This window comes from Curtobacterium sp. 9128 (genome assembly GCF_007673775.1).
In the GTDB taxonomy this organism is placed as follows: domain Bacteria; phylum Actinomycetota; class Actinomycetes; order Actinomycetales; family Microbacteriaceae; genus Curtobacterium.
The window spans coordinates 15983-31158 of sequence record NZ_VEAF01000005.1 but is presented as its reverse complement, the minus strand read 5'-3'; the positions used below and the strand labels follow the sequence as shown (position 1 = coordinate 31158).

At 68.8% G+C, this 15176-nt stretch carries 13 protein-coding genes; 6 read left to right on the top strand and 7 right to left on the bottom strand.

From position 1 onward, the window contains the following. Nucleotides 1-146 precede the first annotated feature (146 nt). Complete coding sequence (locus FS641_RS11585; RefSeq protein ID WP_186317722.1) at nucleotides 147-4145, bottom strand: helix-turn-helix domain-containing protein; 3999 nt, start codon at nucleotides 4143-4145, stop codon at nucleotides 147-149. A gap of 776 nt (nucleotides 4146-4921) precedes the next feature. Then, nucleotides 4922-5398, bottom strand: coding sequence for a hypothetical protein (locus FS641_RS11580; protein ID WP_222122090.1), 477 nt, complete (start codon nucleotides 5396-5398; stop codon nucleotides 4922-4924). A gap of 421 nt (nucleotides 5399-5819) precedes the next feature. On the opposite strand from FS641_RS11580, the gene FS641_RS11575 reads away from it, so the two are divergent. After that, on the top strand, nucleotides 5820-6425 hold the full coding sequence (locus FS641_RS11575; protein WP_186317721.1) for a DUF4279 domain-containing protein: 606 nt from the start codon (nucleotides 5820-5822) through the stop codon (nucleotides 6423-6425). Between the two features lie 230 nt (nucleotides 6426-6655). Here the strand turns inward: FS641_RS11575 and FS641_RS11565 are convergent, their stop codons facing one another. The 4 genes from FS641_RS11565 to FS641_RS11550 are packed head-to-tail and all read right to left on the bottom strand — an operon-like array spanning nucleotide 6656 to nucleotide 10285. After that, a complete protein-coding gene (locus FS641_RS11565; protein WP_144763945.1) occupies nucleotides 6656-7282 on the bottom strand; it encodes a DNA-binding response regulator in 627 nt (208 codons plus the stop codon). Then, nucleotides 7279-8529 (bottom strand): sensor histidine kinase, encoded by a 1251-nt coding sequence (locus tag FS641_RS11560; protein ID WP_144763943.1) that lies wholly within the window; start codon nucleotides 8527-8529, stop codon nucleotides 7279-7281. The genes FS641_RS11565 and FS641_RS11560 overlap by 4 nt, the downstream gene beginning before the upstream one ends. 29 nt (nucleotides 8530-8558) lie before the next feature. Beyond that, nucleotides 8559-9353, bottom strand: coding sequence for an ABC transporter permease (locus FS641_RS11555; RefSeq protein WP_260855799.1), 795 nt, complete (start codon nucleotides 9351-9353; stop codon nucleotides 8559-8561). Then, nucleotides 9350-10285, bottom strand: coding sequence for an ABC transporter ATP-binding protein (locus FS641_RS11550; protein WP_144763940.1), 936 nt, complete (start codon nucleotides 10283-10285; stop codon nucleotides 9350-9352). Before FS641_RS11550 ends, FS641_RS11555 begins: the two co-directional genes overlap by 4 nt. Before the next feature lie 301 nt (nucleotides 10286-10586). Here FS641_RS11550 and FS641_RS11545 point away from each other — a divergent pair, with 301 nt between their 5' ends. Further along, nucleotides 10587-11018 carry a hypothetical protein gene (locus tag FS641_RS11545; RefSeq protein WP_144763938.1) on the top strand — a complete coding sequence of 144 codons (432 nt, stop codon included), beginning with the start codon at nucleotides 10587-10589 and terminating at the stop codon, nucleotides 11016-11018. 35 nt (nucleotides 11019-11053) lie between these two features. Here the strand turns inward: FS641_RS11545 and FS641_RS11540 are convergent, their stop codons facing one another. Next, nucleotides 11054-11305, bottom strand: coding sequence for a hypothetical protein (locus tag FS641_RS11540; protein WP_144763936.1), 252 nt, complete (start codon nucleotides 11303-11305; stop codon nucleotides 11054-11056). Nucleotides 11306-11485: 180 nt separating this feature from the next. On the opposite strand from FS641_RS11540, the gene FS641_RS11535 reads away from it, so the two are divergent. The 4 genes from FS641_RS11535 (at nucleotide 11486) to FS641_RS11520 (ending at nucleotide 15173) form a co-directional block, all read left to right on the top strand. Continuing rightward, a complete protein-coding gene (locus tag FS641_RS11535; RefSeq protein WP_144763934.1) occupies nucleotides 11486-11938 on the top strand; it encodes a hypothetical protein in 453 nt (150 codons plus the stop codon). Then, nucleotides 11938-12603 (top strand): bifunctional 2-polyprenyl-6-hydroxyphenol methylase/3-demethylubiquinol 3-O-methyltransferase UbiG, encoded by a 666-nt coding sequence (locus tag FS641_RS11530; RefSeq protein WP_144763932.1) that lies wholly within the window; start codon nucleotides 11938-11940, stop codon nucleotides 12601-12603. The genes FS641_RS11535 and FS641_RS11530 overlap by 1 nt, the downstream gene beginning before the upstream one ends. Nucleotides 12604-12742: 139 nt before the next feature. After that, entirely contained in the window at nucleotides 12743-13486 is a 744-nt protein-coding gene (locus FS641_RS11525) for a DUF1684 domain-containing protein (RefSeq protein ID WP_144763930.1), read from the top strand. Between the two features lie 187 nt (nucleotides 13487-13673). Then, nucleotides 13674-15173 (top strand): ABC transporter substrate-binding protein, encoded by a 1500-nt coding sequence (locus FS641_RS11520; protein WP_144763928.1) that lies wholly within the window; start codon nucleotides 13674-13676, stop codon nucleotides 15171-15173. Nucleotides 15174-15176: the final 3 nt, after the last annotated feature.

The window sequence follows — 15176 nt, the reverse complement described above, 5'->3', positions numbered from 1 at the left end:
GTGGTGCTCCGCCGGTCGTGCTGTTGCCCGGGGTGGGTGCACGGGCTACCCGCCTTTTCTCCGGCTTTCCTCATTCAGTGGTGTACCGCTCACCCCATCCGGATCCTCCATCGCCGCTCAGATGGGTATGGATTTGCCACCGGTTCTCAGTCTCTATCAGCGTCGAGATCGGCCTGCAGGTCGCGGTAGCGAGCATCGCGTTCGTAAGACTCCGCGATGGAGCGAAGTACGCGGGCCGTGCGAGGCCATCGCGCCCGAACCAACGCGCTCCACGACAAATACTGGGCGGCGAGGTCTCGCTCCTGGCCGCCTCCGTCGTAGGGGCCTCTGCTGGTGATGCCGCGCGCGTTCGTCCGACCGATGGCAAGCCCGTTCTCTAAGTCTCGACTGCCAATCATTTCGATGACCTGCCGTACCGGTTCTGCGGGCCAAGCACCGTCGTCGCCGAGGGGTGTGTGCGCTAGAGCGTGCCCGATGGCCTCGTCGCCGATGTCGCCTCGATCGCTGTCGGATAGTTGCAGCCGCGCCTCCTTGACCCATTCCTCCGTAACAGCACCATCAATGCTGCCGTCGTTTTGGCGGCCGGGGAAACCCGTCCAGCTTTGCAGTACCCACCACGCTTGCGAGGCCGCGTCCTGCTTGGCTTTATCTGAATCCTGAGGTTTTTCGCTTTTGCCTCGATAAGCCTGTTGCACGAGCGTGACGAAGGTTGCTGGATCGTTGGCGAGGAAATGGTTGAGGGCGGTGGGCTCCCGAGTGTGCTCGAGCAGGCGGAAGAAGGCGAACTCCAGCCGTGCCACGTCAGCCTGAGGGTCAGCCTGAGCGTCAGCGAGGAAGTCAAGCAGTTCCCCCACGTAATAGCTGTCCATGTCCGACAGCTGGTCGCTGGACGGCGATTGCTGCAGAGCCTCGTCGAGAACGTTAAGGATGTACTTTGTTTCGAGCACGGGCTGGTCTGAGTCCTTGCCTCGGGGGCGATTGAGGGCATGGGCCGCAACGGGGATTGCATCCCACGCGCGACCGTGCGTGATGAGCTGGTCAAGGGCAAGTGGGGTGTCCGTGAGCTCGACCACGACGACTGCCGCGTTCGTCCAGTACTCGACTTCATCGTTGGTATCGGCACTTTCGTGAAGTACGTCCCAGAAAGCCTTGAGGGCGGGAGCCTGTCGGACGAGGAGCGCTCGAGCCTGACCGACAAGCTCTTGGTGAGCCAGGACAGAGTGAAGCCAGGTCGCATCCTGGTCAAGCATCGTCTTGTGCGCCCAGCTCGCTGCCGCTTCGCGCAGCGCCTGATCATCAGACCCGAGCCAAGGGAGCATTTCGGTGAGCCCGACTTGCGGTTGCGAGGCCAGAGTCCACCCAAGGTGACGCGGGACCGGGGCGCGACGAGCGAGGCGTGTGAGCTGAGCGGCAGCGTCGTCCCGTTCCAAAATGCCGCTGAGCGCCTCCTTCCGCCGCTGCTCAACCTCTACCTCGTGGCGCTCGAAGTCCCGCTTGTCAACGCCGGGGAGATCAGGGTGCCAACCGAAGAGAAAGCTGAAACGAAGTGGGTCCGAAGCTGGTTCGAAGAGTGCTGTAACAGCCTTCAGCTGAGCCAAGGTGCTGGGCGGCATAGCCCACTCGCTCGCGGCGTAGCGCTCGTGCCGAGTCGTTTCTGCCTGAAGCTTTTCCCAAACCTGCAGCCTTCCCTCGGAACTGAGGTCTTCGATCGCCTGGCTTTCCAAGAAAACGACGATTCGAGCTCGATCGTCCTCTGGAACTGTCGAGATGCTACCGACAAGCTCTGCAAGGCGGGCGGGAGAGCCTGCGGCAAGCCTGATGGCAGAGTCCACAAGCCGCCTTACCGTGGCGATCCAATCGGCCATCGACACCGACCGAGAACTCGGACTCCAGTCATCACGAAAGTGGGGCGATGCCGGAGGAATGACGACTCTGTGCCCAGAAGGCCAGAGGTCGAGGATGAGCCGCCATCCCACAGCATCCGAGATACGTTCGACAGCGGCGATCGCCTCCAGACGCACCTCGAGCGTGGCTGCGGTGTTCTGCACCCAGCCACAGAGGACAGCAGCCAGGCTTGCGCGCGGGCGGTTGGCAGTCCTGCCCCCCGGATCAAGGACCGCGAGGTGTGCCAGCACTTGCGCGCCTTGCATGAGATGCGAGGGCGACCAGCACACCGTTTCGATAGCCCACAGCAAAGAAGGATGTGGCGACGAAGACCCGAAGCCAGCCAGGCCGTCCTCTTCCTGAAACAGCCTCAGTACCACTGCGGACTCACTCGTGAGATCGTCCTCGAGGGCGGTCAAGAAAGCGTCTGGGGCAGCCTCGGCGAGCAGCGGGAGGACCTCAGCAAGCACCGGCCAGGTGCGGCCTGAGGCATCGGCGTTAGCGGTCTCCAGCAGGCGGCTGACGAGCGCCGCGGCGAGATCCGCCAACGAGCGGCTGCCGTCCGCGAACGTATCAACACCCATGGACCCCATGAGAGCGAACCCTCGAGCTAATCCTCGGCGCAGGACCGCGGAATGCGGGCGGCCTTCTCCATTCATCCTTGCGAGTAGACGCGCGCTCGCGTCCAGCTCGAGTATCGAGTCCTTCAGCAGCATCACGTTGCTCACCTGCTCAGCCCAGCGCGTAAGCGTCGACGGAGAGATTGAGTCGCGAAGTAACAGGAATGCTTCCTCGGGTGAGACGAAGCTCCATTGAGACCCAATCTTGCGCAGGACAGGGTCTCCTGACATGGATACTCGTTGGACGGTCTGCTCCACTTCCTGCCAGGAGCGCCCGGTCACCTGCTCGATGACGGCGAGGTCTGCGGCATTCTCGGTCCAGCTACCGATGATGGCGAGGGGCGCGAGGATCGAGGCGTCCGGCTGCTCGGCCCAGTTAGGGCGACGAATCCTTGGGTCGCGCGAGAGGTATCGCACGAGGGCTGGCATGCTTCGTCGACCTAGGACGGCGAGCCGATCGGCCCTGTTGAAAGGGACTATCGCCTCCCGGAACGCTTCGGCGGCCGCAAGCCGTTCGAGGCGAGGCAGTGGGAGGTCGACTGCCCGCCGGGTCACGGTCGATCCTTCGACGACGATGATCACGTGGTGTCCGCGGTTGATGGCGGTGTCGAGACTGGGGCCCTCGAAGAGAGGAATCAGAACCGATCGGCCGGGCTGCTCGACGACGCGGTCCCATACCTCTGATGACCGGATGATCAGGAGCGCCGGTGCGAGTTCCCCCGCCGAGCCAAACTGCGTTTGCAGGGCTGCGTGGATGAAGCCGAGCACGTCCTGATCCCACTCGGACTGGACCACCGTTAGCTGCGCCGGGGCCGACAACCGCTGCTTCAGTTTCTCGGCCTCGGTGAGTCGGCCAGCCAGGAAGAGCGTGATTGGTAACGCGGGATCAGTCGACGCCTTGAGACCGCCCCACCATGCGTCGATCGTTTGCGCGTCGCGCGGCCGCAGCCCAAGATGCTCCGAAATCCAGTGGTGGGCGGCCGGGGACGCCTGCAGCCAGCCCTCTAGATCATCCGCGTCGATCACGCGGACGTCGGCGAAGTGGCCCTCCGCCCGTCGTTCTACAGCCCATGCAGCGCCTCCGGCCCATCGCCGGGGAGTCACGAACACGAAGGTGCTGTCCGACGGAGTCTGTTCCGAGCGCTTTGCGTAGTCTTCTGACGCCTTGCCCTTCGGACTCTTGTCGACGCCGAACTCAAGTGCGAGGAGACCTGACGGGAGGAACGCGGAGCCGGACGACTCAGCCCTCCCGTCCCATCCGGGAAGTGCCACACCGTCGCCGGCTCGGACGGAGATGTTGGAGACGCCGGGGGTCTCCGCGAGCAGGCGACGGACGAGTTCTGGGAAGTGCTCCTGTGCGTCGCGTTGGCGAGCGGTTGCCCATTGACTGAGCTGGCTCGCTGTGACCAACTCTGGGTTGAACATGCGACGTTCGGTCTGCAGGGACGGTGTCGTCACTGCGCCTCGAGCTGCGACGAGGCGTTCGACGTCCGCGAGGCGAAACAGGTGGAAGCGAGAGCCAGGCAGGCGAGCGTCAGGGAGCTGTCCCACCTTGACCCAGTTGCGCACGGTGTTCTCATGCACGCCAAGTCGCTTCGCCGTCTCGCGAACGTTGAGGAACTCGTCAGAACTACCGTTCATGACGTGACAGTACCAGCTTGTGGACTTTGTGGACTTTGTGGACTCCCGAAATGACCCCTCTCCACGACAGCTGAGGAGAATCGCCATGCTGCCGCTGGCCGCGGAGTCATCTCGGCGCGGGCAGCTTTGCTGCGTCTGATGCTGCGTGGAAGGGGTAGTGGTCGCAAGCGTTGCCCCGTCGGGTGGTGCTAGTCGGATCTGACACCTGTCCTTCGCGGAGGTGCTCCTCTTCCGATGCCTGACGCCGATGGTGGGCGTCGCAGAAGACCTCGCCGGAGAAACGCCTGATCAAGAGGGTGTTGCTCGAGGGGACGCCACCGTCAGGGGATAGGCGACGGCTCGTCGGAGGATAGGACGCGCTGCGGCACCGCCGTGATCCTCGCCACTTCAGGCACTGGGAAGTTCTTAAGACAGCCCACCGAAGAGGTGTTTGAGGAACCTCGTCAGTGAAGAGAGGCTCGCAGCCGGAAGGCTGCGAGCCTCTCGTCGTTCTCCTCGGCAGGTTCCGGTCTGCTGAGCTGCCGCCTTGCGCGACCGTGTGGATCGGTTGGCCTTCTCAGCAGCTGCCTTCTCTCGTCGTGCCTCCGCTCGCTCCTGACGAACGTCGAGGTCCGGCACTCGTGTACTCGTTGCAGAATCCGCGGTGCCGGCGTCGCAGGATCGGGTGGACCCTCCGCTGATCGTCCCGCGCGCAGGAGCGGCAGCTCAGGGTGAACTGTCGCCTCGTGGCGCAATCGCCCGCTGAGGGATCGGTGACCGATGCACCGGCGCGGCCTTCAGTATCCGAGCGCTGGGCGCTCCGACAGCCGGGAGAAGCGGGGGCGCGGCGGTACCGGCTCGTCGTCATCCATCACTCGGACCTCCGTGAGCACCGTGACTTCACTCCAGCCGTACCAGCGGTGCGCGACGCCGTTCCGCTCGTCGACGACCAGCGTCACGCGGTCTGCCGGATCGCGCTCATGCTCGAAGGTCACGAGCAGCCAGTGCCCGTGGATCCGTTGCACCAGGACCGGGACGAAGCTCGCGGGCGAGCCCCACAGAGGCAGGAGTTCCGGGGTGAGCAGTCGGACCGGAGGAGCTACCGTGCCGCTGCGGGCGAAGCTGACCTCCGACGGCCCGTCGACCGAGTGGAGAATGCCCTCCGCGTACTGGTCACGGTGAGGGTCGCCCTGCTGATCGAACGTCCAGCTCTCCTCGCGCTCGTCGACGACGAGCTGGAACTGCCGCGGTCGCGCCGAGGTGCCCCGGAGCATGGTCACCCCGCGAGCGAGTCGTCGAGCAGGGCGCCGGAGCGCGGCGACCTCTGCCCGGAGGGTCGGGACGTCGGGTGCTGCCAGAACGGTGTCGAAACGCACACCCTGATTTTGCACGCACGGCGACTGCCGCAGCGAGATCAGCCTCTCCACAGCCGATCGATCACCGCGATAGCTCCCAGCCGGCGCACTCCAGCGGACCGGGACGGACGCTCGGTCCGCGCGGGAGGACGCCGAGCGCGACCCGAACCTCGAGCCCTACGAGTACCTCGCCGCGTTCTTCTCGACGGGAGACGAACGGCAGGGTGGAATGGTCCCTCCGAGCTCCCCGGAGCCGTCTCGATGGCCGGTCGATCACCCGGAATTCCGCCAGCACGAGGCCGTCGCTCGGATCTCGGGCGCTCCACGCCAGAATGAGCAGGTGATCGTCAGTGACCTCGCAACCCTTTCCATCGTGAGTGAGCACCGTACTGCTCGAGCGATTTCTGAGGCGATCGGGTTGGAACCATCTCGTTCGGCTGAGCGGGGGGAACCCACCCGTGCCGCCATGCGCGGGAACGTGCCGCCCGGTCGGGCCGCGATGCGAGCGGTCGCGTCCTGGAGTCTGGACGCAGACGAGAAAGCAGCCGATCCCGACGACGAAACCGGGTTCCGCACGCTCCGCCTGCTTCTGAACCAGATCAGTACCAAGACTGCCCAGATCGCCGAACTCAAGGTGGACTGCGACGTGTCCATCACCTGGACGGGTTCATCGGACAGCTGGCAGGGAGGCTTCGTCCTCGACGAGGACCTCCTTCGCGACCTCGGCAGCTTGGGCATACCGATCTGGGGCACCGTCCTCCTCGACGACGAAGTCGAGGAGGGGGACGAGACCGAAGACGAGCCGGCTGACGGCTGGACCCGATCTCGGCGCGGCTTCACCCAAGCGGTGGAAACCGCACGTCACCTCGCGAACGACGTAACCGGTGCCCCTGACGCCCCGTCTGCGCCGGGGCAGGAAGCCCCTCCTGGACTCCCACCTCGGTAGCGACTCGGACGCAGAGACCATCCGCCATCCAAGCCGCCTGCGCCCGGTTGGCGATCGGCCGACGGCCGGCCGCGGAGCATCGAGATCACCATCACCGAGACGCCGCGGCTGAACTGGGGCATCCGCGGACAGAACGCGGACGACCTCGGCCTCGGTCACCAGGTGGACGTCTGACAGACCACGGGCTGATCACTTGTCGCACATCGTCGTCTGCGGGCCACCGGCGAGCGTCAGGCGGACCCGATGAGCCAGCCGTTGTCCGCTGCGACACGGAGGGCCTCCGTCGCGTTCCGCGCACAGGTCTTGCCGATCGCCGAGGACAGGTGGTTCCGAACGGTCCCCTCCGACAGGTGGAGCACCGCAGCGATGCCGGCGACCGTCGACGCCGCGCGGAAGGCGACGAGCACGTCGGTCTCCCGCGGGGTGAGCGGCGAGGGGCCGGCGGCCAGGGACTCGGCGGCGAGGACCGGGTCAACGACACGGAAGCCCGCTGCGACCCGGCGGACGGCGTCGGCCAGCTGCTCGGCAGGGGTGTCCTTGACGACGAAGCCCGCGGCACCGGCTTCGAGCGCGCGACGGAGGTAGCCGGGGCGGCCGAACGTCGTCACGATGAGGGACCGGCAGGCCGGGTGTTCGCGGGCCAGGGTGGCCGCGGCGGTCAGGCCGTCGGCGCCGGGCATCTCGACGTCGAGCAGCGCCACCGCGGCTGCCGAGGCCCGTGCTGCCGCGAGGACCTCGTCCCCGCGGGCGACCTGCGCGACGACGTCGATGTCCGGCTCGAGCGACAGCAGGGACGCCAGTGCCCCGCGGACGAGCGCCTGGTCGTCGGCGAGCAGGACGCGGATGGGCTCGGTCACCGTGGTCTCCTCTCGACTCGCAGCAGGAAGCCGCCGAGGTCGCTCGTGCCCGTCGTCACCGACGCACCGACGGCGTCGGCCCGCTCGCGCAGTCCGCGCAGTCCGTTGCCGCCGACGCGCGGCGATCCGGCGGGTTCGGTGACGTCGGGCGCGCCGGTGCCGTCGTCCTCGATCGTCAGGGTCGTGCGGGTCAGCGTCACCCGGGCCCGGCTGGCCGCGGCGTGCCGCACGACGTTCGTCACCCCTTCGCGGAGCACCCATGCGAACAGACTCCGGGCGTCCTCGGCTGCGGCGTCTCCGGTCTCGGGGAGCTCCGCCGCCACCCCCGCGGTGTCGAGCGCCGTCCGCGCGGACACGAGTTCGGCGTCCAGGTCGGCCTGCCGGTAGCCGCCGACCGCCTGCCGGAGCCCCTGCAGTGCCTCGCGGGACAGGCGCTCGACGTCCTGCATCTCGGCCTTCGCCCGGACCGGGTCGACGTCGACCAGTCGGGCGGCGAGCGCGGACTTCATCGTGACGACCGTGAGCGAGTGCCCCAAGACGTCGTGCAGGTCGCGGGAGAACCGGGCACGCTCCTCGACGACCGCCAGGCGGGTGAGTTCGTCCTGCGCGACCCCGAGCTGGTCCTCGGCTGCGCGTTGTCGACCGAAGAACACCATCGAGGCGCCGATCGACACGGCGATGATCGGGGCGAACAGGATGCCCGAGCTCGACGCGATGTCCCACCCGACGACCGCTGCGACGACGAGCTCGGCCGCGACGACGGTGCCGAGGACCGCGACGGCGACCCAGAGCCGCGCGGTCACGAAGCCGGACAGGGCGACGATCAGCAGCCACGACCAGACCGCGGCCGGACCGACGGGCACGAGAAGGAGCCCGGCGTAGCCGGCGAGCACGGCCAGGACGACGACGCGTCGCCGGAGCCCGTGTCGCCACATCGCCTCCGGTGCGAACACGAACCCGACGTACAGCACGGCGAGCGCCAGGGTGGCGGACACGTGCTCCGCGACCGAACGGTCGTCCGTCCACACCGCGACGAGCAGCAGGGCCTGCCAGAGCAGGCCGAACGCGGCACCGCCGTACCAACGGCGGCGGGCGACGCGGACCTCCGCGTCGTCGGCGTCCGGTGCGGCGGCCCACGGGAAGGCACGGGCGGACGGCCGGGAGGCGCGGGGCGCGTCGCCCGCGCCGCGCGCCTCGGTCGTCGTGCTGGTGCTGCCCGCCCCCGACACCTCCGACAGGTTCGTCACGTCCGTCAGCGTAGGGCCGTCGGGCCCGGTCACCGGCGCGCCGCGTCGCGGCGGTAGCGCCACACGATCACCGCGGCGAGGACGACCGTCCACCCGGCGAGCACGAGGGCGGGCTCGGTCATGCCCGAGGACCCGGCCGCACCGGCGCCCATCTGGCCGACCCGGTTGAGCCAGTACGACGGCAGCAGGTGCGCGACGGTGCCCATCCATGCGGGCATCACCGACAGGGGGACCCACAGCCCGCCGAGGATCGACATGCCCATGAAGACCACCATGAAGAGGGGCTGCGCGTATGCGGGCTTCGCGAACTGTCCGACCAGGATCGCGATGAGCGCGAACGGCACGACCCCGGCCCAGATGCCGAGTCCGGCTGCGGCCCAGCGTCCCGGCTCGAGTGACGCGTGCAGCCCGAGGATCGCGACGGCGAACGTGATCGTGACCGAGAGCGCCGCGAACGCCATCGCCGCCACGAGCTTCGACGCGAGGAAGGCCCACCCCGACAGCGGTGTCACGCGGAGCTGACGGTTCCAGCCGATCGACCGCTCGGTGACCAGGGAGAACGCCTGGCTGAGCGCAGCCATCATCGCGCCGTACGCCGTCATCTGCAGCGTCGTGACGACGAGGAACGGCAGGTGCGTCACCGGGTCGGTCTGACCTCCGTACGCGGCACCGAACACCAGGAGCATGACGACCGGGATCGCGAACGTGAAGACCATCGCCTTGACGTTGCGGAGCTGCCGCCGCGTCTCGAGCAGGACGTAGCGCATCGGCAACCGCCCAGCGGTGGTGCCGGTGCGGGTGCCGGCAGTGGTGATCGTGGTCATGCGAGGACCCCTTCGGTCTCGGTGGTGCTCGGAGCGGTGGTGCCCTCGGCGGTGATCGCGAGGAAAGCGTCGTCCATGGTCGAGGCGACCACCTGCACGTCGTGTGCTTCCGGGAACGCGTTGAGCAGCGCCCTGAGCGTGACGTCACTGTGGTCGGTGCGGAGCGTGACGGCGCCGTGCCGCGCCTCCAGGCCCACGACACCCGGCAGACCGCGCAACGCGTCGCGCCGTTCTGCACCGACACCCGCGAAGCGGATGCTGCGGGTGGCCGCCATCGCCTTGATCGCGGCGGGCGTCCCGTCGGCGACGACCCGACCGGCGCGCATGATGACGATCCGGTCCGCGAACACGTCCGCCTCGTCCAGGTGGTGCGTCGCGAAGACGACCGTGCGGCCGGCGTCGGTGAACTCGCGCATCGACGACCAGAAGACGTGCCGGGCCTCGACGTCCATCGCCGCGGTCGGCTCGTCCAGCACGAGGAGGTCCGGGTCGGAGACGACGGCGACCGCGAAGCGGGCGCGCTGGAGCTGCCCGCCGGACAGCTTCGACACCCGGCGGGTCGCGATGTCCGTGCAGCGTGCGCGGCGCAGCGCCTCCGCGACCGGCATCGGGTGGCGGTGTGCCGCCGCGACGAGGGCGACCGCCTCGCGGACCGTGACGTCCGGGAGCAGCGCGCCGCCCTGCAGCATGGCGCCCACGCGGCCGCCGACGACCGCGGTGCGGGGGTCCGTGCCGAACAGGCGGGCCTGGCCGTCGGTCGGGGTCGCCAGGCCGAGGAGCAGGTCGACCGTCGTGGTCTTGCCGGCGCCGTTCGGGCCGAGGAGCGCGACGACCTCGCCCGCCCGGATCGTCAGGTCGACGCCGTCGACGGCGGTGACGGTCCCGAAGCGTTTCCGGAGCCCGCGGAGTTGGATGACCGGTGTCTCGTTCATGGCTCCACGATCCTGCGGCTCGGCGCGGGGCTCCGATGCGGGTCGTCACGATCTGCGGGTGACATCTGTCATGGGTCGATGCTCGTCGGAGGCGCGGGTGGCTGTGGCGCCGGAGAGCGCTCAGCTCGCGAGGAACTGTTCGGAGGTCCTCCAGACGCCAGCACCGGCGGTCCAGTCTTCATCCGGTCGTGCATGCGGCGGACAGGCGCAGGCGGACGTCAGGGTCGGCGGTGCGCGACACGGTGGTGCGACGACGGCTCGAACTGCTGCTCGCCGGCGCTGACGGTCGTACCCTCGGCCCATGGCAGCAACGTTCACCAAGGAAGAGCGCGCAGCGATGCAGCAGGCCGCGGCCGAACGGCGCCGTGCGGCCAAGCGCGAGAAGGACGCCGACAAGGTAGCGCAGGAGCTGCAGGACGCGCTCGACGCGATCGCCGCCATGGCGCCGGAGGACCGCGCGGTCGCCGAACTCGTGCACCGGGTCGTCGCGGCGACGGCGCCGCAGCTCGGGGTGCGCACCTGGTACGGGTTCCCGGCCTACACGCGGGACGGCAAGGTCGTGGCGTTCGTCCAGCCGGCCGCCAAGTTCGGGACGCGCTACTGCACGCTCGGGTTCCAGGACTCGGCAGCGCTCGACGACGGTGACATGTGGGCGACGTCGTTCGCGATCGTCGGCACCGGGGCGGACGTCGAAGCGCGGGTCGCGGCGCTCATCGCCCGCGCGACGAGCTGACCTCCACCGCGGTCACCCTGCTGAGGGCGTGCCGGTCAGCGAACGGTGGTGCCGTCGTCCCCGTCCCGCGGCTGTGTGCGTCGCGGACGGCGGCCGAACCAGAGGGCGCAGAACTGCACGGCGGCGAGGACCGTCCACGAGATCGCCATGGTGGTGTGGAACCCCGACGGCTCGACGATCGCGAAGACGACCCAGACCACGGCGAGGACGAGCCACGCCCACGCCACCCAGGGGAGGGGCCTCCCGACCAGCCGTTCGAGGAGGCTGCGCTGCTGCATCTCGCCCATGCGCGTGACACTACGCCATCGGTACCGCCCACCGCGGTCACGATGTGGTGACGTACCGCCCACCTCGTGCCCGCCACGTGTCAGGATGCGGCCATGGGGAGAGGCCGGACGATCGCCGTCATGACCGGAGCGTTGCTCGCGCTGGGGGTGGTGACTGGGTGCGCCGCACCGAGGTCAGCGGTGCCGGAAGCATCCGGAGAGACGCCCGAGTCGAGCGCACCCGCGTCGAGCGTCCCCACGCCGACGGGTGCCGCGGGGACGTACGCCCCCTCGGGCGACGGTGCCGGACCCGGCGCGGACTCGCCACCGCAGTACTCGCTCAACGAGCGGCACCACGACCGCACCGACCTGAGCCCCGAGGCCGCCGCGCGGCTCGCCGTCGCTCGCGCCGCTGCCGTGCGGGGGATCGCCGAGCTCCCGGCCCCGGTGGCCCTGTCCGGTGTCACGGAGGTCCTCGACCGGGTCGGCGCGCCGGACCCGTGGATCCAGGAGTCCGACGACCGGGTGGTCTTCGAAGCTCAGGTCGAGATGACCGGGTGCCTCGTCGGTACGGTGCAGCGGGACGGGAGCGCCACGGTGTCGGCAGCCGGGTGGGTGCTCGACGGCGGGTGTCACGCGCTCGACGGGCACTGATGTCGGGCCTGCTCTCGTTGCTGGACCGGTTCAACGCCGACCACCCCTGGTCCCACAACGACGCCTACGCGCCGGTCGTGCTGCGGCACGCGCGGCAGGTCCGACGTGCAGGCGGCACGACGGCGCTGGACGTCGGATGCGGCACCGGGAATCTCCTGCTCCGCCTCGCCGGGATCATGAGCGAGGTCACCGGTCTCGAACCGGACGCGGCGACAGCGGCACGTGCGCGGGACACGGTCGCGGGGCACCGGAACGCGGATGTCCGCGAGGAGGCCTTCGACCTCGCCGATCACGACCAGCGGCGCTACGACCTCGTGACGTTCGTCGCGGTCCTGCACCACCTTCCACTCACCGCAGCCCTGCGGGCGGCGCGCTCGTCGGTCCGTCCCGGCGGCCGGCTCGTCGTCATCGGCCTGGCGCGCGAGACCGCCGCGGACCTGCCGTGGACCGTCCTGTCGGTGGTCCTCACCGCGTTGGTCGGCCTGATCCTGCATCCGCGTGGGGTGTCGGGACCGCCGGAGTCGATGGCCGCCCCGACGGCGGAGCCACTGCTGACGTTCGAGCAGATCAAGGCGGTTGCTTGCGACGTGCTGCCCGGCGTGCGGATGCGGCGATCGCTGTTCTGGCGACACCTCCTGGTGTGGACGGCGCCCGACGACCGGTGACGACGAACCGTCGGATGCGGACGTCGACCGGAGCGTGCTCCCGTCTGTGCTCCGTCCGGCGTGGATCTGATCATCCCGCTGTGTTGCGTTCCGTGACCCTCGATGCGAGCACGGCGCTCGCCGTGTGCGACGCTGTGATGTGACCTCCGAAGCGCCGACCCCCACGTCCGACATCGCCCCCGAGTCCTGGCACGCCTGGCGCGAGGCCCGTCGGCAGCGCGTGACGGGTCCGCAGGGAGACCTCGCGCTCGTGCAGACCACGTGGCTGCCGGACGGTGCCGAGCCGGACCTCGAGCAGGCCCTCGTCGGGCAGCCGGCGTCCGTGACGGCGACGGCCGTGCACCGCAGGGACATCGACACCGGTGCGCCCGAGCACGGCTACCGGCTCTGGGACGCCGAGTCCCCGGCGAACCGTTCGTACGCCGGCACCCCGGTGTTCCCGTACGACCCGTCGTGGCGCATCGAGGCACGGTTCATCCCCGCGGAGCCCGGCCGGACCATCCCCTACGAGCACCTCCGCGACGCGGCCGGCAGCACGCGGGACCTCGTGGTGCCGGGCGACATCCGCGCGACGATCGACGGCCGCGAGTACACGCTGAGCGCCTTCGACGACGACGGCACGCTGCTCCTGGTGTTCGGCGACCCGACCAACGGCAGCGACGACGAGTCCGAGCGGACCTACGGCACCGGACGGTTCCTGTTCATCGAGCGTCCGGAGGGGTCGAGCACCGGCGAGGAGGCCGCGGTCGTGCTCGACTTCAACCAGGCCTTCGTCCCGCCGTGCGGCTTCAGCGACCAGTACAATTGTCCGCTGCCGCCGTTCCAGAACCGCCTGCACGTGCCGGTCCACGCCGGCGAACGGTACGTCGCGCACACCGCCTGAGCACCGGCGCTGCGCACACCGACGACCGCCGACACGCGTCCACCGCAGCACGCACGAAGCACGCAAGCACGCAAGCACGCAAGCACGCAAGCACGCAAGCACGCACGCCAGCGAGCGAGCACGCAAGAGAGCACGCAAGCACGCCGACACGCGTGCCGCCGCACGCACCACCCGAACCAGGAGCACCGTGAAGACCCGCACCCTCGCCCTCGTCGCCACCGGCATCGCGTTCAGCCTCGCCCTCGCGGGCTGCTCGTCCTCGAACGGCGGTTCGTCGTCCGGCAAGGACGCCACCGTGGTGGTGGGGTCCCTGTACGAGCCGACGAACCTGTCCAACGTGGACGGTGGCGGGCAGGGCGTCAACGAGGCGTTCCAGGACAACGTCTACGAGGGCCTGTTCCGCCTCGGCGATGACGGCAAGGTCACCCCGCAGCTCGCGACGAAGGTCGACACGTCCTCCGACGGGCTCACCTACACGCTCACGCTGCGCAAGGGCGTCCGCTTCCACGGTGGCGGCACCATGACGAGCGCCGACGTGAAGAGCTCCCTCGAGCGCGTCACCGCCGCGGACTCGCAGTCGTCGCGCAAGTCGAGCCTGTCGGTCATCGCGTCCATCGACACGCCGGACGCCGACACGGTGGTCGTGCACCTCTCGCAGCGCTCCATCTCGTTCGTCTACAACCTCTCCTACGTCTGGATCGTCCCCTCCAGCGAGAAGTCGCTCAAGACCGAGGAGAACGGCACGGGCCCGTACGAGCTGGCGAACCGCAAGCGCGGCTCCTCGCTGACGCTGAAGCCGTTCGCCGGCTACTGGGGCTCGAAGCCGGAGAACGGCGGCGTCGAGTTCGACTACTTCACGAGTGCCTCGACCCTGTCGAACGCGCTGGCGAGCGGCCGCGTCGACGTCATCACGAGCATCCAGTCCCCGGACGCGCTGTTCCGGTTCACCGCCGACGAGAGCAAGTACACGGTGAGCGAGGGCAAGTCGACCACCAAGGAGCTCCTTGCGTTCAACGACGCGAAGGGTCCCTTCACGGACGTGAAGCTGCGTCAGGCGATCTCCGCGGCCGTCGACCGCAAGGCACTGCTCAAGGCGATCTGGGGCGACTACGGCACGGTCAACGGGTCGATGGTCCCGCCGACCGACCCTTGGTACGAAGACCTCACGAGCGTCAACGCGTACGACCCGGCGAAGGCGAAGTCGCTCCTGGCCGAGGCCGGCAAGGCGGACGGCTTCACCTTCACGCTCGACACCCCGACGTACGACCCGCACCCCGCGGTCGCGCAGTACCTGCAGAGCGCGTTGCAGAAGGTCGGCGTGACGGTGCAGATCAACTCGATCAGCGCCGACGAGTGGTACACGAAGGTGTACCAGCAGCACGACTTCGAGGCGACGCTGCAGGAGCACGTCAACGACCGCGACGTCGTCTTCTACGGCAACCCCGACTTCTACTTCGGGTACGACGACCAGGACGTGCAGCAGGACATCGCGAAGGCGGAGGAGGCGACCACCGAGGACGAGCAGACCGCGCTCCTGAAGCAGGCGAACGAGCAGATCGTCGAGGACGCAGCGAGTGATTGGCTGTACCTCTACCCCCAGATCGTGGTGTCCGACAAGGACGTCACGGGCTACTGGAAGAACGGGCTGAACTCCCAGTTCCCCGTCTCCGGCATCACCGTCCGCTGAGCG

Coding starts and splice junctions, on each gene's coding strand:
- FS641_RS11550 (WP_144763940.1), bottom strand. CDS start 10,285: ATGAACGAGACACCGGTCATCCAACTCCGCGGGCTCCGGAAACGCTTC.
- FS641_RS11540 (WP_144763936.1), bottom strand. CDS start 11,305: ATGGGCGAGATGCAGCAGCGCAGCCTCCTCGAACGGCTGGTCGGGAGG.
- FS641_RS11580 (WP_222122090.1), bottom strand. CDS start 5,398: ATGCTCCGGGGCACCTCGGCGCGACCGCGGCAGTTCCAGCTCGTCGTC.
- FS641_RS11585 (WP_186317722.1), bottom strand. CDS start 4,145: ATGAACGGTAGTTCTGACGAGTTCCTCAACGTTCGCGAGACGGCGAAG.
- FS641_RS11555 (WP_260855799.1), bottom strand. CDS start 9,353: ATGACCACGATCACCACTGCCGGCACCCGCACCGGCACCACCGCTGGG.
- FS641_RS11545 (WP_144763938.1), top strand. CDS start 10,587: ATGGCAGCAACGTTCACCAAGGAAGAGCGCGCAGCGATGCAGCAGGCC.
- FS641_RS11530 (WP_144763932.1), top strand. CDS start 11,938: ATGTCGGGCCTGCTCTCGTTGCTGGACCGGTTCAACGCCGACCACCCC.